Annotated in this window: 16 protein-coding genes and 2 pseudogenes; 8 read left to right on the plus strand and 10 right to left on the minus strand. The window is 64.9% G+C overall.

Features of this window, described 5'->3' with window-relative positions:
- Window positions 1–25: 25 nt before the first annotated feature.
- The 8 genes and pseudogenes from ACX5I4_RS14805 to hemE all read right to left on the minus strand — a co-directional run bounded on the left by ACX5I4_RS14805 (window position 26) and on the right by hemE (window position 8632).
- Window positions 26–1103 (minus strand): annotated as a pseudogene (locus tag ACX5I4_RS14805) (LLM class flavin-dependent oxidoreductase).
- Window positions 1103–2083 (minus strand): porphobilinogen synthase, encoded by a 981-nt coding sequence (hemB, locus tag ACX5I4_RS14810; RefSeq protein ID WP_461837314.1) that lies wholly within the window; start codon window positions 2081–2083, stop codon window positions 1103–1105. Before hemB ends, ACX5I4_RS14805 begins: the two are co-directional and overlap by 1 nt.
- The gene (locus ACX5I4_RS14815) at window positions 2080–2973 is read right to left on the minus strand and encodes a uroporphyrinogen-III synthase (protein WP_461837315.1); all 894 of its coding nucleotides are present in this window, start codon (window positions 2971–2973) and stop codon (window positions 2080–2082) included. Before ACX5I4_RS14815 ends, hemB begins: the two co-directional genes overlap by 4 nt.
- Before the next feature lie 19 nt (window positions 2974–2992).
- Window positions 2993–3988 (minus strand): hydroxymethylbilane synthase, encoded by a 996-nt coding sequence (gene hemC / locus ACX5I4_RS14820; protein ID WP_461837316.1) that lies wholly within the window; start codon window positions 3986–3988, stop codon window positions 2993–2995.
- Window positions 3985–5160 (minus strand): ferrochelatase, encoded by a 1176-nt coding sequence (locus ACX5I4_RS14825; RefSeq protein WP_461838745.1) that lies wholly within the window; start codon window positions 5158–5160, stop codon window positions 3985–3987. The genes hemC and ACX5I4_RS14825 overlap by 4 nt, the downstream gene beginning before the upstream one ends.
- Before the next feature lie 65 nt (window positions 5161–5225).
- Window positions 5226–5927, minus strand: a complete 702-nt coding sequence (gene hemQ, locus ACX5I4_RS14830; protein ID WP_461837317.1) for a hydrogen peroxide-dependent heme synthase — start codon at window positions 5925–5927, stop codon at window positions 5226–5228.
- 72 nt (window positions 5928–5999) lie between these two features.
- Window positions 6000–7484 (minus strand): protoporphyrinogen oxidase, encoded by a 1485-nt coding sequence (gene hemG, locus ACX5I4_RS14835; RefSeq protein ID WP_461837318.1) that lies wholly within the window; start codon window positions 7482–7484, stop codon window positions 6000–6002.
- A gap of 5 nt (window positions 7485–7489) precedes the next feature.
- Window positions 7490–8632, minus strand: a complete 1143-nt coding sequence (hemE, locus tag ACX5I4_RS14840) for a uroporphyrinogen decarboxylase (protein WP_461837319.1) — start codon at window positions 8630–8632, stop codon at window positions 7490–7492.
- Window positions 8633–8780: 148 nt separating this feature from the next.
- Here hemE and ACX5I4_RS14845 point away from each other — a divergent pair, with 148 nt between their 5' ends.
- Window positions 8781–10109, plus strand: coding sequence for a glutamyl-tRNA reductase (locus ACX5I4_RS14845; RefSeq protein WP_461837320.1), 1329 nt, complete (start codon window positions 8781–8783; stop codon window positions 10107–10109).
- A 13-nt stretch (window positions 10110–10122) separates the two neighbouring features.
- Here the strand turns inward: ACX5I4_RS14845 and ACX5I4_RS14850 are convergent, their stop codons facing one another.
- Together ACX5I4_RS14850 and moeB are read right to left on the minus strand one after the other, a co-directional pair.
- Window positions 10123–11115 (minus strand): SDR family NAD(P)-dependent oxidoreductase, encoded by a 993-nt coding sequence (locus ACX5I4_RS14850; RefSeq protein ID WP_461837321.1) that lies wholly within the window; start codon window positions 11113–11115, stop codon window positions 10123–10125.
- Between the two features lie 31 nt (window positions 11116–11146).
- Window positions 11147–12346 (minus strand): molybdopterin-synthase adenylyltransferase MoeB, encoded by a 1200-nt coding sequence (gene moeB / locus ACX5I4_RS14855; RefSeq protein WP_461837322.1) that lies wholly within the window; start codon window positions 12344–12346, stop codon window positions 11147–11149.
- Between the two features lie 85 nt (window positions 12347–12431).
- On the opposite strand from moeB, the gene ACX5I4_RS14860 reads away from it, so the two are divergent.
- From ACX5I4_RS14860 to ACX5I4_RS14890, 7 genes and pseudogenes are all read left to right on the plus strand, one after another.
- Window positions 12432–13088 (plus strand): TetR/AcrR family transcriptional regulator, encoded by a 657-nt coding sequence (locus ACX5I4_RS14860; RefSeq protein ID WP_461837323.1) that lies wholly within the window; start codon window positions 12432–12434, stop codon window positions 13086–13088.
- A gap of 50 nt (window positions 13089–13138) precedes the next feature.
- On the plus strand, window positions 13139–13363 hold the full coding sequence (locus tag ACX5I4_RS14865; RefSeq protein ID WP_184736849.1) for a DUF3107 domain-containing protein: 225 nt from the start codon (window positions 13139–13141) through the stop codon (window positions 13361–13363).
- Between the two features lie 36 nt (window positions 13364–13399).
- The gene (locus tag ACX5I4_RS14870; RefSeq protein ID WP_461837324.1) at window positions 13400–13702 is read left to right on the plus strand and encodes a hypothetical protein; all 303 of its coding nucleotides are present in this window, start codon (window positions 13400–13402) and stop codon (window positions 13700–13702) included.
- A 136-nt stretch (window positions 13703–13838) separates the two neighbouring features.
- Window positions 13839–15421 (plus strand): annotated as a pseudogene (locus ACX5I4_RS14875) (phytoene desaturase family protein).
- Window positions 15422–15535: 114 nt separating this feature from the next.
- The gene (locus tag ACX5I4_RS14880) at window positions 15536–16477 is read left to right on the plus strand and encodes an ABC transporter substrate-binding protein (protein WP_461837325.1); all 942 of its coding nucleotides are present in this window, start codon (window positions 15536–15538) and stop codon (window positions 16475–16477) included.
- Between the two features lie 65 nt (window positions 16478–16542).
- Entirely contained in the window at window positions 16543–17484 is a 942-nt protein-coding gene (locus ACX5I4_RS14885; protein ID WP_461838746.1) for an amino acid ABC transporter permease, read from the plus strand.
- Window positions 17481–18257 carry an amino acid ABC transporter ATP-binding protein gene (locus tag ACX5I4_RS14890; protein ID WP_461837326.1) on the plus strand — a complete coding sequence of 259 codons (777 nt, stop codon included), beginning with the start codon at window positions 17481–17483 and terminating at the stop codon, window positions 18255–18257. Before ACX5I4_RS14885 ends, ACX5I4_RS14890 begins: the two co-directional genes overlap by 4 nt.
- The last annotated feature ends 30 nt before the right edge of the window (window positions 18258–18287 follow it).

The raw sequence follows: 18287 nt of genomic DNA on the forward strand, positions 1-18287 counted from the left end.
GGTTCAGGCACCGGAAAAAGATGGTTCAGGCGTCGGCGAGCAGCTCGGCGACGCGCGGGGCTACCACAGTGCCGAAGAGTTCGATGCAGCGCATCATGGATTCGTGGGGCAGGGTTCCGTTGCTGTATTTGAGGTCGAAACGGTCCACACCGAGGTTCTGCTTCAACAGCACGATTTTCCGGGCGACGGTTTCCGGGGAACCGACGTAGAGGGCGCCCTCGGGACCGCACATGGCGTTCGAACTCGCCCCTGCTGGCCGGGCCCCAGCCGCGTTCGGCGCCGATCCGGTTGCGCTGTGCCAGCCAGTGCGGGAACAGTTCCTCGCGGGCCTGCTCGTCGCTCGGGGCGACATGGCCGGGCGAGTGCGTGGCAATCTGCTGCATGGGGTGCCCGTATTTACCCATCGCCTCGCGGTAGAGCTCCACGAGCGGGGCAAAGCGGCGCGGTTCCCCGCCGATGATGGCGAAAATGATCGGGTAGCCATATTGGGCGCAGCGCAGCACCGACTCAGGAGTTCCGCCCACACCAATCCACGTTGGCAGCAAGTGATGTTCCAGCGGCGGAAAAACGCTCATTCCGTTGACGCTTGGACGGGTGCGGCCTTCCCAATGCACCGGCTTCTGCGCCCGGACCTTGTCGAAGAGCTCGAGTTTTTCCTCGAACAAGACTTCGTAGTCCGCCAGGTCCAGGCCAAACAGGGGGAACGATTCCACGAAGGAGCCACGGCCCAGCATCACTTCCGCACGGCCGTTGGAGAGCGCGTCAACGGTGGAGAACCGTTGGAAGACCCGGATGGGGTCATCGGAGCTGAGCACAGTCACTGCCGAGCCCAGCCTGATCCGTGATGTCCTCGCTGCGGCGGCCGCAAGGAACACTTCGGGCGCTGAGACGGCGAAGTCGCGGCGGTGATGCTCCCCCACACCAAAGGCATGAAGTCCGACGGCGTCCGCCAGTTCCGCTTCCGCCAGCAGCTCCCGCAAAACCTGGGCATGCGGTTTCGGGTTGCCATCGGCGTTCACCCCGGCGTCACCGAAAGTGTTCAGTCCGAGGAGGATCTCCGTAGCTCCGACAGGGGCCGTGGGAATGGAAGCGGAATCGGTCATCAGGACTCCTTAAGCCAGCCGGCAAGCTCCGAGGCCCAGTAAGTCAGCACCATGTCGGCGCCGGCCCGCTTGATGCCGAGCACGGATTCTGTGATGGCGCCGCGGCGGTCAATCCAGCCGTTCGCGGCAGCCGCTTCGATCATGGCGTATTCACCGGAGATTTGGTAGGCCGCCACGGGAACCGGGCTCATGGCAGCGACGTCGGCAAGGATGTCGAGGTAGCTCATGGCCGGCTTGACCATCACCATGTCCGCGCCCTCTTCGAGGTCGAGTTCCACCTCGATGATGGCTTCCCGGCGGTTGGCGGCATCCATCTGGTAGGTGCGGCGGTCGCCCTTGAGCTGCGAATCCACGGCCTCGCGGAATGGACCGTAGAAGGCGGAAGCGTACTTCGCCGCGTACGCGAGGACCGCGGTGTTCTGGTGTCCGGCCGCTTCCAGGGCGTGGCGGATCACGGCGATCTGGCCATCCATCATCCCGGACGGTCCTAGGACATGGGCGCCGGCGTCGGCCTGCGCCACGGCCATCTGTGCGTAGATCTCCAGGGTGGCGTCGTTGTCCACGTAGCCATTGGCATCGAGGACCCCGCAGTGGCCGTGGTCCGTGAACTCGTCCAGGCATACGTCGCCCATGACCACGAGGTCATCGCCCACTTCGGAGCGGACGTCGCGGATAGCCTTGTTCAGTACGCCGTCGGGATCCAGGGAGGCCGTGCCCCGGGCATCGCGGACCGCGGGAACACCGAAAAGCATGATGCCGCTGACACCCAGTTCTACGGCTTCTGCAGCAGCGCGCTTCAGCGAGTCCGTGGTGTGCTGCACAACCCCGGGCATGGAAGTGATCGGAGCCGGCTCGCTGAGTCCTTCGCGGATAAAGGCCGGCAGGATGAGGTCCGCGGGAGCCAGCCGGTGTTCAGCCGTCATCCGGCGCATGGCGGGGGTGGAGCGGAGCCGGCGGGGCCGGTGGTTTGGAAAGCTCAACTTTCGTTCCCTTCGGTAGCGAATACGGTGCGTAGGGCGGCCACGATGCCGGCGGGTGTGGGTTCCTTGGCCGTTGCAGCGACCGGGAGGCCAAGAGCGGCGGCCTCTGCCGCCGTCGAGCGCCCGATCGCGATGAAGCGGCAGTCCTTCAGCGGTCCAAGTGAGGCGTGGATGCGACGGGCCGCACTGGGCGAGGCTGCGACGACGGCGTGGAGCCGACCGCTGGAGAGCTCGGCTTTGGCTGCTGCCGGAGTGAGCTCCGGCGCCCCGGATCCGCTCCCACCCTGCCAGCCATTCGCCGCTACCAAGGCAGCCGTGAGTCGGCATGTGGGGGCGGCAGGGTAGTCCACGGTGTGGTAGGCCGTGACGGCCTGGACCATGCCTCCCTTGGCTTCGATCCCCGAGGCCAACACGGCATCGGCGATGTCCGCTTGAGGCAACAGCACACTGGCAGGTCCTGTGGGCCAAACAGAGACGAGTCCTGCCGCAGACTGGACATCCTCCGGCGCGAGGTCCACGGGAATGCCCTCCGCTTCGAGGACCCTGCGGCTCGACGGGCCAATCGTCGCGACCCTGACCGAGTCCGGAATCAGTTCCTTCAGCTCCAGGCGACGCTCGGATGCTTTTTCCTTCAGGGCGCGCACCGTGGTGATACTGCTGACCACCAGCCAGCCGTACGCACCTGCGCGGAGCGCGTCCAACGCAACCTCGAGCGAATGCTGGTCCCGGGCGCGTTCGAAGTCGATCAACGGCAGCAGGAGCGGTTCCGCACCGGCCTCCCGCAGGGCAGCCACAAGCGGGGCTGCCCGGTCCGGGCTGCGCGTCACAAGGACCCGGGCGCCTTCAAGGGCCCGGGTCTCGCCTGACTTCACCGCGCTGTGCCGTCCCATGGTCTCCTGTTGGCTCCGGTTATCGGGAAGCGGCAAGATCTGTGATGTCCGCTGCACCCGCGGCAAGCAGGAGCTCTGCGACTTCGATGCCCAGCAACGTGGCGCCCACCTCGGTGAGCCCGTCGGTCGCTTTCTTCTCGCGTACCGTCTTGCTTCCATCGACGGCGCAGACAACAGCCTCCAGGTAGAGCATGCTGCCCTTGCGGTAGGCGTAGGCGCCCACGGGAGCAGCACAACCGGCTTCGAGGCGTGCCAGCACGGCGCGCTCCGCGGTGACGGCCAGGCGGGTGTCCTCGTCGTTCAAAGCGGCAAGGGCCTGGGCGAGGGCACTTTGGGCCCCCTGGGCACCTCCGGCGGAGCCGGCCTGTCCGGGAGCATCCGCCGTGCGGCACTCGATCGCAAGCGAGCCCTGCCCGGGGGCAGGAAGCATGACGTCGGTTTCGAAGAACTCAGTCACGACGTCGAGCCTGCCAATTCGCTCCAGTCCCGCCGCGGCGAGGACGACGGCGTCGAGGTCGCCGGGTGAATCTTCCGCGTTGCCGGCGAGCCCCGGAACACGGCCCAGCCGGGTGTCCACGTTGCCACGGATGTCGATGACGTCGAGATCCGGGCGGGCGGCGCGCAACTGGGCAGCGCGGCGCGGCGATCCGGTACCGACCTTGGCGCCTTCCGGAAGGTCCGCCAACTTCAAGCCATCGCGGGCGCACAAGACGTCCCGGACGTCGACGCGTTTGGGTGTTGCGGCAATGGTTAGTCCGAGTGCCGCACCCGTGGGGAGATCCTTCAGGGAGTGCACTGCGACGTCGCACGCGTTCTCCAGCAGCGCGTCGCGAAGGGCGGCGACGAACACGCCGGTGCCGCCCATCTGGGACAGCGAGCCCGTCCGGACATCGCCTTCGGTCTTGATTCGCACCAATTCCACGGGGAAACCCCCGACGGTGGCCAGCTGGTCCGCCGCCTGCTGGCTCTGGGTGAGCGCGAGTTTGCTCGCGCGGGTACCGATCCGAACGGTCATTTCGCGCTTTCTCCTACGGGGTAGGCATCATGGCCGGTGCCGACTGTGGTGTCCGCACCCGCAATCGTGGGCTTCTCTCCACGGAAGTTGGCGCAACAACCCGGACGGCAGATGTCGTACCACGGCCCCAGCCCGGTCATGGCGGGGCGATCCGCGATGTTGTTGGCTACCGTCCGCTCGCAAATGAGGTCCACCAAGCCGGAAACGAACTTGCGGTGGGTTCCCGGGGTGGGAACCCGGGTGGCGGCGAGCCCGAGGTTCTTGCACGTTTCCAAAGCCTCGGTGTCCAGGTCCCACGCCACTTCCATGTGGTCGGACACGAAGCCGAGGGGAACGATCACGACGCCCTTGATCCCCTGCCCGGCCAGTTCCTCGATGGCATCGTTGATGTCCGGCTCAAGCCACGGAACATTCGGGGCGCCCGAACGGGACTGGTACACCAAGGACCACGGTGCGGTGAGCCCGGATTCGGCTTCGACCCGCCGAACAATCTCGGCGCCTGCGGCCAAGTGCTGGGCCACGTAGGCCGAGTCCTGCTCGAACTCGCGGGGTTCGGCGTCCGAACGCCCGGCCGCTTCGGCGTCACGGGTGGGGATGGAGTGCGTCGCAAACAGGATGTGGACCGGAGCGTCCTGGAGACCGGCCGCGGCCAGCTTCTCCTGTACCTCCACAAGTCCTGCAGCCGTTCCTTCCACGAAGGGCTCGACGAAGCCGGGGTGGTCGAAATACTGGCGTACCTTGTCCACCTCGAGTTTGCCATCGAGGCCGGTCTCTGTCAGCGCGATTCCGATGTCCTCGCGGTACTGGCGGCAGCTGGAGTAGCAGGAGTAGGCGCTCGTGGTGACCATCAGCAACTTGCGGTGGCCGGCGTCGTAGGCTTCCTGGAGCGTCTGCGGAATGTAGGGGTCCCAGTTGCGGTTGCCCCACAGCACGGGCAGGCTGATGCCGCGGGCGGCAAGCTCTGCCTCGAGGGCGGTCTTCAGGTCCCTGTTTTGCTGGTTGATGGGACTGATGCCACCAAAGGCGCGGTAGTGGTGGGATACCTCTTCGAGCCGCTCATCCGGGATGCCCCGGCCACGGGTCACATTGCGCAGGAAGGGAATGACGTCGTCCTGGCCTTCCGGCCCGCCGAAAGAGGCGAGGAGCACGGCGTCGTACTCTTTCGGAGCCATGCGCCCGGCATCGGTGACCTCGTTGACCTCGGTAAGGCTTGCAGGCCCTGTGGAGTGGCGGCCGCTCACGCGAGGACCTCGGCGATCTCCGCGGCAGTGATCCGGCGGCCGGTGTAGAACGGGATTTCCTCGCGGACGTGGTTGCGGGCATCGGTGGCCCGCAAGTGGCGCATGAGGTCGACCAGGTCAACCAGTTCGGGTGCTTCCAGGCCGAGGATCCACTCCCAGTCGCCGAGCGCGAAGGAGGACACGGTGTTGGAGATGACTTGGGGGAACTCGCGGCCCAGCATGCCGTGATCGCGCAGCATCTTTCCGCGCTCTTCGGCCGGCAGGATGTACCACTCGTAGGAGCGCACGAAGGGGTAGACGCACAGCCAGGTGCTGGGCTCGACGCCGCGGGCGTAGGCCGGAACGTGGTTCTTGGCGAATTCGGCTTCGCGGTGGACGCCCATGGCGGACCAGACGATCTCGGTGCCGGCGAACAGCGCGCTGCGGCGGATGTCACGGACGGCCTGTTGCAGGGCCTCGGGCTTGGCTCCGTGGAGCCACACCATGATGTCGGCGTCGGAACGCATGGCGGAGACGTCGTAGCTTCCGCGGAGGACCACGCCGTCCTCGGCGAGTTTGGCAGCCAGCTGCTCGAAATCCTGGACGGCATCGGCGCTGCGCAGGACATCGCCCGACCGCTTGAAGACGGTCCACAGCGTAAAGAACTGCTCTTCGGATTCGGCAGTTTTAGTGACAGATTCGGCAGAAGTGTGGCTCATGGTACAAGTCTGCCCCGTGGATGCCGCTAAGTCGAAATGCAGCACTTCTACAAGACGTAGAAGTGCTGCATTTCACAATATTGCGTCGATTTGTGCAGAGGTGTCGGCAACTACGGCAGCCAGGCCGTTTCCCGCGAGCCAGCCCCCCACAACCGACACGCCCTCGGCTTCGGAACAGATGCGGCGGACCTCGGCAACCCTCTGTTTGTGACCGACGGCGGCGAACGGCAAGGCACCCGCCCAGCGGACAACGTCCCAATCGAGCACGTCTTCGCGGACGATCGGCACCGTCAGCAAGGTCGAGGCATCGCGGAGCGCAGCCTCAAACAGGGCATCGTCATCCAGCGCGGCCGCCGATTCAGGGGCGCCCGCTCCCCCGCCGCGCCCGTAGGACAGCCGCAGGACGTGTGTGCCGGGGCCGGCTTCTTCTGCAAGCCAGTCCCATTTCGCCGTGGCGTGGGTGAGCGCCTTCGCTTCGATCCCAGCGGTTTGCGGAGCAACGAGGATGCCCGTGCCGCGGGGACGGCGGTCCAGTTCAGGCACGTCCACCACCAGGGTCACAAGGCTCACCAAGGGGCCAGCGGCGGGACGCAACCCGGACAGCCCCGGAAGCGCCTCCTCCAGCAGCCCGACGGCGGCCGGACCGTCGAGCGCCACGACGAGCCGTCCGGCGTCGTACGTTGTGCCCGCTGCAGTGGCCTGCCAACCGCTTTCGGTACGGGCGACGGAATCCACCCGGGCACCGGAAATCAGGGTGACGCCCACCGCACGCAGCTCTGCCACGAGGGCAGAGACCAGGGTGTTCATCCCGCCTTTCAAGCCGCCGACGGCGGATCCGGCCTTCGCCGGCCCGCTTCCGTTTTCGCGCGAAGCGGCCTTGCCCGAGGCGGGCTTGCGCTGGCTGGCCACCGCCGCGGCCAACGAACCATGCTCGCGCAATGCTGCTCGTAGGCCGGGGGCCACCATGTCGACGTCGAGCAGGCCGGGATCCGCGGAGTGCACTCCGCCCACCACAGGTGCCACAAGCCGTTCGAGCACCCGTTTGCCCATCCGTGCCCGCACCAAGGCAGAGACGCTCGTGACCTCTGCGGAGGTACCCACAGAGGCAGGCAGGTAGCGGTCAAGGGACGCACGCAAGGAGCCTGCAAGACCCAAGGAACGGCGGACTTCCGGGTCCCAGGGATTCGCGGGAATTCCGAGCACCCCGGTCTTGGGAAGCTCTTGCGGGCCATCGGGCAACTGCACCCACGCACCCCCGGGATGTGGCGAGACGATGTTGTCCCCGAGCCCAAGCTCGCGGGCCAAGTCTGCGACGGCGGTGGATCGGGTAGCGAAGGATTCGGCGCCGCTGTCCAACTCAAGGCCGGCAACAGTGTGGCTTCCGACGCAACCGCCCCACGTGCCAACCGCTTCGAGCACGGTGACAGTGATGCCCGCTTTGGCCAGTCCACGGGCCGCGAGCAGGCCGGAAATACCGCCGCCCACGACGACGGCCGTCAGCCCAGCTGGTGATTCTGCGGGAAGTGCGTGTTCGGGCTTTGGGTGTGCCCCGCGCATGCCGGCTACCCTGCCGGGATCGAGTGGATGAGTTCCACGACCCGGGTCAGGACGGTGGGGTCTGTCTCGGGAGGCACGCCGTGGCCAAGGTTCAGGACGTGGCCCGGGGCCGCGGAGCCAGCGGCGATGACCTCACGGATATGCGCTTCCAGGACGTCCCACGGCGCGGAAAGAAGCGCCGGGTCGATGTTGCCCTGCAGGGGGACGGCGCCGCCCAGGCGTCGGTTTGCCTCGTCCAACGGGAGTCGGTAGTCCACGCCCACCACATCCACTCCGACGTCGCGCATGGCGACAAGCAACTCGGAGGTTCCTGTGCCGAAGTGGACCAGCGGCGCGCCGAGGTGGCGAACATGGTCAAGGGCACGGGTCGAGGCAGGAGCAACGTACTTGGTGTAGTCGGCCAGGCCAAGGGACCCTGCCCAGGAGTCGAACAGCTGCCCGGCAGACGCACCGGCTTCCAGTTGGGCGCGCAGGAACATTCCGGAAGCATCCGCGGCCCAGTTGGCCAGGGCAGTCCAGGTCTCCGGATCGGCGTGCATCATGGCGCGCGGGCCGAGGTGGTCGCGGGAGGGCTTGCCTTCCACCATGTACGCGGCGAGAGTGAACGGTGCACCTGCGAAGCCGATGAGGGGCGTACTCCCGAGCTCCGCCACGGTCAGGCGCACGGCCTCGCGGATCGGCTCAAGGGCTTCCCACGTGAGCTCCGGCAGCGCGGCGACGTCAGCTGCGGTGCGGACGGGCTTGTCCAGTACGGGCCCGACGCCGGGCACGATGTCCACGCCGACTCCCGCCAGCTTGAGGGGAATGACGATGTCGGAGAAGAAGATGGCTGCGTCAACGTCGTGGCGGCGGACGGGCTGCAAGGTGATCTCCGAGGCGAGTTCGGGACGCAGGCAGGAGTCCAGCATCGCAACGCCTTCACGGACCTTGAGGTACTCCGGCAACGATCGGCCGGCCTGGCGCATGAACCACACCGGGCGACGGGAAGGCTTGCCGCCACGGTAAGCCTGGATCAGCGGAGAGTCTGCGGTGCGGCCATCCATGAGCGGGTGGTTTGCATCAAGGCTTGAGGCGACGGTGCCGGAAGCGCCGTTGGCCGATACAGAGTTGGCCGGCACGGATTGAGGCAGTGCAGAACTGGAAGTCATGCCTTCGATTGTGCCGAAGATCGGGCCCAAAAGATAACGACAGCCTGTCCCACGCGATGCGACGTGGCGGGCGTCACTGCAGGCAGTGCGGAGAACCACTGACGCGCGTTGTTCTACATGGCGCCGAAAAAGCTATGATTGCTTTGCTGTGGTTCTTTTCTCACTGGTGGCTACACACGCCGACATCGACCTCGAAACCGTCGCTCAGCTGAGCAACGGTTCATCTGAGGTTGCCTCGTCCGCTTTGGCCGATTCCCAACTTGTCTCCGGCGCCGTGGTCCTGGCCACCTGCAACCGCTACGAAATCTATGGCGAAACGCCGCACGTCGAGAACCTCGAAGCCGCGCGCTCGGCGCTCGTCACGCAGATCAGTGGTTTGAGCGGACTCAACGAGCAACTCGTCTCGCGTGCCTTCAGCACCCGCACCGGCCCGGAAGTCAGCAGGCACCTCTTTGCCGTGAGCGCCGGACTGGACTCCGCCGTCGTCGGCGAACGCGAAATAGCGGGCCAGGTGCGCCGCGCCCTGATCACCGCCCAGCACGAAGGAACCGCAAGTTCCGGTCTTGTCCGGTTGTTTCAGGCCGCTTCCAAGACCGCCAAGGACGTCGGCGCCCAGACGGCGCTCGGTTCGCGGGGCCTGTCCATCGTTTCAGTTGCCCTGGACCTCGCCACGGACCTCTCGGAAGACTCAGACTGGAGCACCAAGAAGGTTGTCGTCTTCGGAACCGGAGCTTACGCCGGAGCCACCATGTCGCTGCTTCGCGAGCGTGGCTGCACCGATGTGTCGGTCTATTCGTCGTCCGGCCGGGCCGAGACTTTTGTGGCGACCCGCGGAGGAACCGCGCTCGACGCCGAAACCCTTCCTGCCGCCGTCGCCGCCGCCGATGTGATGATCGGCTGCAGCGGATCGGACACCCGTGTGGAGGCTGGGGAGCTTGCCAAGGTCCGCGCGCTGTCCACCCAAACGCTCATAGCGATCGACCTCGCGCTCACCCACGACTTCGACCCCGCGGTCGGTGAGCTCGACGGCGTCGAACTCCTGACGCTCGAATCGGTGCGGCTCGCAGCGCCCCAGGAACAGGCGGAGTCCTTGGCACAAGCGAGCACGATTGTGTCCGGCGCGGCAGCGGCTTTCGAACAAGAGCGGGAAGCCCGCTCTGTTGACTCGGCCATTGTGGCGCTCCGCCGCCACACCATGAGCGTGCTCGACGCCGAAATGGAGAAAGTCCGGGCACGGCATGGCTGCACGGCTGCCGCCGAAGAAGTCGAGTTCGCCCTCCGCCGCATGGTCAAGCAGTTGCTCCACATCCCTACGGTCCGTGCGCGTGAACTCGCCGCCAACGGCCAGCAGGACGAGTACGTGGCCGCGCTCGAAGCCCTGTATGGCATCCAGGTGGAGCAGCCTGTTGCTGGGGCTCCGGCAGCTGAATGCCCTGTGGACCACCAGCAGGCACCCCAGCAGGCCGAAAGCGCGTAGCACGCGCGAGGTCCTACCCGAACGCGTTGACGCCTGTCATTTCCGCGGAGACGGCCCACAACCGTTGCGCCGCTTCAGGATCCACGGCGTGCCCGTCAACGCCTTGGTACCGGGCCAGGGGCGAAGCCGGGTCCGTAGGGTTGGCGATGTCGCAGTCTTCGCAATACACCCCGCCCATGCCCTCCAAGGCCGGTGACGTGGCCGCCCACGTGGACGTGGCGGCTCCCTGCTCCGGGGTCTTGAAACCCTCCCTAACGTTTCCTTCGGCGTCCATCCATCCGGCCGCAACCATCTCTTCCCGTGGCAGGTGGCGCTGCAACTCGGTCATGATGCCGCCGGGATGGACCGCGAAGGCCCGCACCCCGGAGGACAAGCCCAAGCGGTCCAGCTCCACGGCGAACAGCGCGTTGGCCGTCTTTGCCTGGCCGTAGGCCTTCCATTTGTCGTAGCCGGTCTCGAAATTAATGTCCTCGAAACGGATCGGCGAGAGTTTGTGCCCTGTGGAGGACAAGGACACGACGCGGGCCGTGCCGGCAGCCGCCAGGGCGGGCCACAACGTGTTGAGAAGCGTGAAGTGGCCCAGGTGGTTGGTGGCGAACTGGGATTCCCACCCGGGACCCACGCGCTGCTCCGGGCTGGCCATGATGGCCGCGTTGTTGATCAGGATGTCCAGCGTTGGGTTCGATTCCAGGAAACGTGCCGCGAAATCCTTCACCCCTTGCTGGTCGGCCAGGTCCAAGGCCTCCACGGTCACGTGCTCCGGCACCAGACCGGCCGAGGCGAGGACTTCTTTCGCGTGCTCGGGCCGCCTTGCTGGAACTGTGACCCGCGCCCCGGCAGCAGACAATGCCCGTACCGTTTCCAGGCCGAGCCCGGAATAGCCACCCGTGACAATGGCCGTTTTACCGCGGAGGTCCACTCCCGCGAGCACATCGGATGCCGTGGAGCCGTGGCCGAATCCCGATCCGATGGGCTGCTGCGGTGTGGTCATGGATTCCTCGCTCATGTCAGGCCTTTCGTTTGCGGGCGTTAGCGGTTCAGTAGACCGGCTTGCCGGGCTCGACGTCGCGCACCCAAGCCAGGATCCCGCCGTCGAGGTGGCTGACGCGCGTGTAACCGGCACGCTGTGCCGCCGCGAGCACCGTAGCCGAACGGGTGCCGGCCTTGCAATGGAACACGATCTCTTTGTCCTGAGGAAGCTCCGTCCAGGCCTCCCCCGCCAGGATGCGTCCTTGCGGGATGAGCACCGAACCGTCGATGCTCACAATCTCGTGTTCACCGATCTCGCGGACGTCCACCAGTTCGAAGTCGCTTTCCCCCGCCGCGCGCGCCGCGAGCATCCCGTAAAGTTCGGTGGCCGTGACGGTCCGAATCAAGTCACCTGGGGGCGCCGGGGTGATGCCGCAGAAAGCCTCGTAGTCGGTCAATTCGGTGATCGGTTCGGCTTCCGGGTCCTTCGAAACCTTGATTTCGCGCCAACTGCCGCCGAGCGCGTCAAAGAGCGCCACGCGCCCCAGCATGGAGCGCCCGACGCCGGTGATGAGCTTGACTGCCTCCGTCACCATGAGTGAGCCGACGGCGGCGCACAACATGCCGAACACCCCGCCTTCGCCGCAGGACGGGACAGAGCCTGCCGGAGGTGCCTCCGGATAGAGATCGCGGTAGCTGGGGCCGTGCTTCTCCCAGAACACGCTGACCTGGCCGTCGAAGCGGAAGATGGACCCCCACACATAGGGTTTGCCGAGAATCGCGGCGGCATCGTTAACCAGGTACCGGGTGGCGAAGTTGTCCGCGCCATCAAGGATGAGGTCGTAGGCGGCGAAGAGCTCCAACGCGTTGGAAGAGTCCAGGCGCACATTGTGCAGTTGGACGTTCACCAGCGGATTGAGTTCCTTGATGGCATCCCGCGCCGATTCAATCTTCGGCCGGCCTACGTCGCCCACCCCGTGGATGATCTGGCGCTGCAAGTTGCTGAGGTCCACGACGTCGTCGTCCACAATGCCGAGAGTCCCCACCCCGGCGGCGGCCAGGTACAGCAGGGCGGGTGAGCCCAATCCCCCGGCGCCGATCACGAGGACTTTAGCGTTCTTGAGGCGCCGCTGACCCGCCGCTCCGATTTCGGGAATAATGAGGTGGCGCGAGTAGCGTTCCACCTCTTCGGTGGTCAGGTCCGCGGCCGGTTCCACGAGCGGCGGCAGCGAGGACGGCAACGTTTGGGCAGCAAAAGTAGTGGCCATACTTCAAAGTATCCCTGCCGCTGCCGCCCGGTCATATTACTGCGCAGTATTGTGGTCATAACTGCAAAGGAAAGGCGGCAGACAAGTGGCTGAGAGCGCACGTATCAAACAGGAGGCACAGGTCAGGCAAGATCGGACCGGCTCGCCACGCTCGGCGAGGCTGCCACGCGATGAACGCCGGGCCCAGCTCCTGAACGCCGCCCTGGAAGTGTTTGTTGCCAACGGCTTCCACGGCGCAGCCATGGACGAAATCGCCGAGACAGCCCACGTCAGCAAGCCGGTGCTGTACCAACACTTTCCGTCGAAGCGGGAGCTGTACATGGCGCTCCTGGACAGCCATTTGGCCATGCTCACGGACCAGATGCTCACGGCACTGAATTCGACCTCGGACAACAAGGAACGCGTCCAGGCCGTCATGCGCGCCTACTATCGCTTCATCGCGAGCGACGACCAGGCGCATCGGCTCGTTTTCGAATCCGACCTCATCAATGACCCGGACGTCAGTTCCCGCCTGGAGACTTTCAACCGCACGTTCGCCGACGCCGTTGCGAAAGTCATTGCCGAGGACACCAAGCTGCCCCCGCTGGAGGCCCAGTTGCTGGGCCGGGGTCTGGCCGGAATGGCGCAGGTCAGTGCGCGCTACTGGCTCGAAACCGCTGGCGATTTGGACCTCGATGTGGCGAGCGATCTGATCTACCGTTTAGCTTGGCGCGGAATCAGTCGCTTCCCCAAAGAGTCCTAGGCTACAAATAGAGGACTGAGTAAATTCTTGATTGGCTGGGAGGCCCTGCTGTGGAAGTAAAGATCGGCATTCAGAACGTTGGCCGTGAGATCGTGCTGGAGTCCGCTCTGGATGCCGAGGCTGTTGCCAAGATCGTGGGCGAGGCCATTGCCAAGGGAACAGACTTGCGTCTCACCGACGAAAAGGGCCGCCAGGTCATCGTCCCCGGCAACGTCCTTGGCTACGTCGAGATCGGGGCCGAGGAAGTACGCAGGGTCGGTTTCGGCGCCCTCTAAGCAACACCCAAGAACACCAGCGAGCCAGGAGTCCGCATGCTCTCACTTGTCATCGTGGCGCTAGCCACCGTCGCTTCAGGCTTCATTGTCTGGGGAAATGACAGACACCGTGGCACATACGGAATCGCCCTCCCCGCCGGTGTATCGGTAGCCGTCGCCATGCTGAGTTGGATGATCTTCATCCAACTCGGTTTTGGCTACCTGCCCGGGGTGACGTGGATCCCGTGGGTCTTGCCCATCATCCTGGGCACTGTGGCGGCCGCGGTCGTCGCGTTCTTCCTGGGCCGCCATCGCCACCGGCACGACACCGCCCAGCTGACGGCAGCCCTGCGTCTCTAGTGGACCCGGGTAACAAAGCAGTAATACTCATTCAAATGTGATGCTAGCCACATCTTTTCTGAGCCTAAGGACGTAAATCTCTTACGAGTCGCCCCTTACGCATTGCAAATTCGAGCCGGCGGCCTACCGTTTCGCCATGATCAAAACTCCTTACGACGTGGTAATTGTTGGCGGAGGCCACAACGGTCTCACTGCAGCGGCCTATCTGGCGCGCGCAGGCAAAAACGTGCTGCTGCTTGAGCGTGAAGACCATCTTGGAGGCGCGGCAGTATCGGCCGCTGCCTTCGAGGGAGTGGATGCCCGCCTGTCGCGGTACTCGTATCTCGTAAGCCTGCTCCCGAAACAGATCATCGACGAGCTGGGGCTGGATATCGAGCTTGCCCGCCGGCGCTACTCCTCCTACACACCGATCCCGGGTGATACCACCGGGGTCTACTCATCGACAATGGCGATGAAGCTGCCACCCGCAGGTCCTTTGTCCGTGTTGGCAGCGGAACCGACACGGATTTCGACTCCATGAGGGGCTTCAATGCGGACACTCAACGTCTGGCCCGAGCGCTTTTCCCGACGGTCACCGAGCCGCTGCCGACCCGCTCAGAGGCCCGAAAAATCGTCGGCGACGGCGCACTGTGGGAAGAGCTCATCGAAAAGCCCCTCGGCCAAGCAATTGTCCGGCGGTTTGAAAACGACGTTGTGCGAGGCGTCGTAGCGACCGACGCACTTATCGGGACGTTCACCTCGCTTGACGATCCATCTTTGGAGGCCAACCGGTGTTTCCTCTACCACGTGATCGGAAATGAAACGGGTGACTGGGACATCCCGATCGGTGGCATGGGAGTAGTTTCCCTCGAACTGGAGCGGGCAGCCAGAGAAGCCGGTGCACACCTTGTCACAGGGGCCGAGGTTACCTCAATCTCCCCGGATGGCGACGTTCACTATCGCTTACAGGATGCGGAACATGCGGTAGAAGGCCAGCGCATCCTGGCCAACGTGGCTCCCTGGGTGCTTCGCGGGCTGCTCGGAGAAGACAGCACCGAGGAAATCGCCCGGCCCGAAGGCGCACAAGTCAAAGTCAACCTGCTGCTCGCCCGGCTCCCCAAGCTCCATGACGAGTCAGTGCCTCCCGCAGCAGCTTTCGGGGGAACGTTCCACATCAACGAAGGCTACGGAAGGCTTGAGAGAGCCTTCCACGAAGCCGTTGAAGGGTCCATTCCAGACCCGCTGCCTTGCGAGATCTACTGCCATTCTTTGACGGACCCGAGCATCCTCTCCCCTGAACTCATCGCAGCCGGTGCCCAGACCCTGACCGTGTTCGGACTGCACACGCCGGACCGCTGGATCAACGAAGAAAACAACGATGCCAGGCGAGACCAGCTCCAGGCCGCCGTGCTCCGCTCCTTGAATTCGGTGCTGGCTGAGCCGATCCAAGACCTCATTCTCAAAGACGCCATGGGCCGGCCGTGTATCGAAACCAAGACCACATTGGACCTTGAGCGTGCCCTCAACATGCCAGGCGGCAACATCTTCCACGGGCCCCTGCAGTGGCCGTTCCTGGAGGACGACGCGCCCCGAAACACTGCGGCCGAACGGTGGGGGGTCAATACCGGCAACCCGCGCATTCTTCTCTGTGGCGCCGGTGCCAGGCGTGGCGGCGGAGTGAGTGGCCTCGGCGGCCACAACGCTGCGATGGCAGTCCTCGAGGACCTCGCCCATCAATAGGGAAATCTGCGGGTCACCACGCAATAAGTTCCCCAGAGTCCGTCAATGCACTTTCTCCCATTTCACCATCGGTCAACCTTCCGATCAGCCATTCAAATCCAAGGAGCCTCGACTATGCCGCTCTCTCACCGACAACCGCTCACATTTGCCGCCCTGGGACTCGTAGCCCTGCTGGCTCTCACTGCCTGCACCAACGCCTCAGAGGCCGGCCCGTCGAGTGCCGCCTCGCCTTCTGGCAGCGCGCATGCGAGCTTTGACCCCGCCACCATCACCAAGGATGACACCCTGGCGGCATTGGTGCCCGCGGCCATCAAGTCCAAGGGCACGCTGACCGTTGGGTCGGACACGACGTACGCGCCTGCGGAGTTCCTCGGAACCGACGGCCAGACAGCCTTGGGGTATGACGTCGACATTGCCAAGGCGATCGGCGCAAAGCTGGGTCTGAAGGTCCAGGTGCAGACAGCCGAGTTCTCAAGCATCCTGCCGTCACTAGGCCCAAAATTTGACCTGGGCATATCCTCGTTTACCGTTGATCAGGAGCGCCTGAAAGCCGTGAACATGGTTACCTATTTCAATGCCGGAGTCCTGTGGGCCGTGCAGAAGGGCAACCCGAAGAACATCAGCCTGGATGACTTGTGCGGCAAGACCGTTGGCGTGCAGACCGGCACTATTGAAGAGAATCCGGACGTCTCCGGACGCTCAAAGGCATGCACCGATGCCGGGAAGCCTGCCATCAACGTTGTCACGTTGAAGAACCAGGCCGACGTCACCACCCGGCTCGTCAACGGCGGGGTGGACGTCATGAGCGCCGATTCCCCGATCATCGGTTATGCCCTTTCTCAGACCGGGGACCAACTGCAGCCCCTCGGAAAGGTCTACGACGCTGCGCCGCAAGGCATCACGGTGGCGAAGAACGACGCTGCGCTGGCCGAGCTCATCACCAAGGTGATGAACAATCTCATCGCCGATGGAAGCTACGCCAGCATCCTCAAATCGTGGAACAACACGGACGGCGCTATCACCAAGTCCGAACTCAACCCGGCTGTGTCCAGTTGAGTCAGCTCGACGAAAAAGTCCGCGCTCCCGAGGGCACGCCCGGCAGGAAATCCAACGCCGCGCCCCTGCTGAACGATGCGGTGCCGGTCAGGCATCCGGGGCGCTGGATCAGCGCCATCGTCATCGTTGGCGTGCTGGCGCTGATGGTGCAGAGCGTGATCACGAACCACAACTTCCGTTGGGACGTGGTGGGCACCTACATCCTGGACGTGAAGGTCGTCCAGGGCGTCGGCTGGACGCTGCTGCTGACCGTGGCGTCGATGGTCATCGCGATCGTCCTGGCCATCCTGCTGGCCGTGATGCGCCAGTCCGACAACCCGGTCCTGCGCTACACCTCCTGGGTGTGGGTCTGGTTCTTCCGCGGCACCCCGGTCTACACCCAGTTGGTCTTCTGGGGCCTGATCGCCGTCCTCTACCCCAAAATCAGTGCAGGGGTGCCCTTCGGCCCGGAACTGTTCAGCGTGGACACGAGCACCGTCATCACGGCCCTGGTCGCGGCCATCCTGGGCCTGGGCCTGAACGAATCGGCCTACCTGGCCGAGATCTTCCGGGCCGGGCTGAAGTCCGTGGACAAGGGCCAGACCGAAGCCGCCGAAGCCCTGGGCATGGGCAAGGGCAAGATCATGTGGCGCATCATCCTGCCCCAGGCCATGCGCATCATCGTCCCTCCCACCGGCAACGAGACCATCGGCATGCTCAAGACCACCTCCCTGGTCCTGGCCGTCCCGTTCACCCTGGACCTGACGTTCGCGACCAACGCCCTGGCCAACCGGATCTACCTGCCGGTGCCGCTGCTGATCGTGGCAGCCATCTGGTACCTGGTCATCACCAGCCTGCTCATGGTCGGCCAGCACTACATCGAGGCCTACTACGGCAAGGGCGTGGACACCAACCTCGCCCCGGCCGTCATCAACCCCGCAGCCGCCAAGGCTGCCGCGGCAGTGGCACCGAGCGCCGAAGCAGAACCGTCCCTGAAGATGGACTTCCCCGAGGAGGAGGCAAAATGACGACCACCACCCAGACACCGCTGGTAAGGATCGAAGGCCTCCACAAATACTTCGGCCCGCACCACGTGCTGCGCGGCATCGACCTGACCGTCAACCAGGGCGAGGTCTCCGTCGTCATCGGCCCCTCCGGCTCCGGCAAGTCCACCATGCTCCGCTGCATCAACCTGCTCGAAACCATCAGCGCCGGACGCATCTCCGTGGGCGAGCAGCTGATCGGCTACCGCGAAGTCAACGGCCGCCTCCACGACCTGAAGGTCAGGGAAATCGCCGCGCAGCGCCGGGAAATCGGCATGGTCTTCCAACGCTTCAACCTCTTCCCGCACAAGACCGCCCTGTACAACGTCATGGAAGCACCCGTGCAGGTCAAGGGCAAGAACAAGGGCGACGTCAAGAAGCAGGCCCTGGAACTGCTGGACCGGGTCGGCCTGGCCGACCGCGCCAACCACTACCCCGCCCAGCTCTCCGGCGGCCAGCAGCAGCGCGTCGCGATCGCCCGGGCCCTGGCCATGGAACCGGAGCTGATGCTCTTCGACGAGCCCACCTCCGCCCTGGACCCCGAACTCGTCGGCGACGTGCTCAACGTCATGAAGGACCTCGCCAAGTCCGGCATGACCATGATCGTGGTCACCCACGAAATCGGCTTCGCCCGCGAAGTCGGCGACACCCTGACCTTCATGGACGGAGGCGTCGTGGTCGAAACCGGCGACCCCCGCGAGATCATCGCCAACCCCCAGCACGCCCGCACCAAGGAGTTCCTCAGCCGCGTCCTGTAGGTCCCCAGCGCTGCTGCGGTTGATTCCCCG

Source organism: Arthrobacter sp. MMS24-S77 (assembly GCF_054888235.1).

Bases quoted from the DNA above. Each gene is read 5' to 3' on its own strand.
- ACX5I4_RS14890 (WP_461837326.1), top strand. From the start codon at position 17,481: ATGACGACCACCACCCAGACACCGCTGGTAAGGATCGAAGGCCTCCAC.
- ACX5I4_RS14880 (WP_461837325.1), top strand. From the start codon at position 15,536: ATGCCGCTCTCTCACCGACAACCGCTCACATTTGCCGCCCTGGGACTC.
- ACX5I4_RS14825 (WP_461838745.1), bottom strand. From the start codon at position 5,160: ATGGCTCCGAAAGAGTACGACGCCGTGCTCCTCGCCTCTTTCGGCGGG.
- hemQ (WP_461837317.1), bottom strand. From the start codon at position 5,927: ATGAGCCACACTTCTGCCGAATCTGTCACTAAAACTGCCGAATCCGAA.
- hemG (WP_461837318.1), bottom strand. From the start codon at position 7,484: ATGCGCGGGGCACACCCAAAGCCCGAACACGCACTTCCCGCAGAATCA.
- ACX5I4_RS14850 (WP_461837321.1), bottom strand. From the start codon at position 11,115: ATGAGCGAGGAATCCATGACCACACCGCAGCAGCCCATCGGATCGGGA.
- ACX5I4_RS14815 (WP_461837315.1), bottom strand. From the start codon at position 2,973: ATGGGACGGCACAGCGCGGTGAAGTCAGGCGAGACCCGGGCCCTTGAA.
- ACX5I4_RS14870 (WP_461837324.1), top strand. From the start codon at position 13,400: ATGCTCTCACTTGTCATCGTGGCGCTAGCCACCGTCGCTTCAGGCTTC.
- hemE (WP_461837319.1), bottom strand. From the start codon at position 8,632: ATGACTTCCAGTTCTGCACTGCCTCAATCCGTGCCGGCCAACTCTGTA.
- hemC (WP_461837316.1), bottom strand. From the start codon at position 3,988: ATGACCGTTCGGATCGGTACCCGCGCGAGCAAACTCGCGCTCACCCAG.
- moeB (WP_461837322.1), bottom strand. From the start codon at position 12,346: ATGGCCACTACTTTTGCTGCCCAAACGTTGCCGTCCTCGCTGCCGCCG.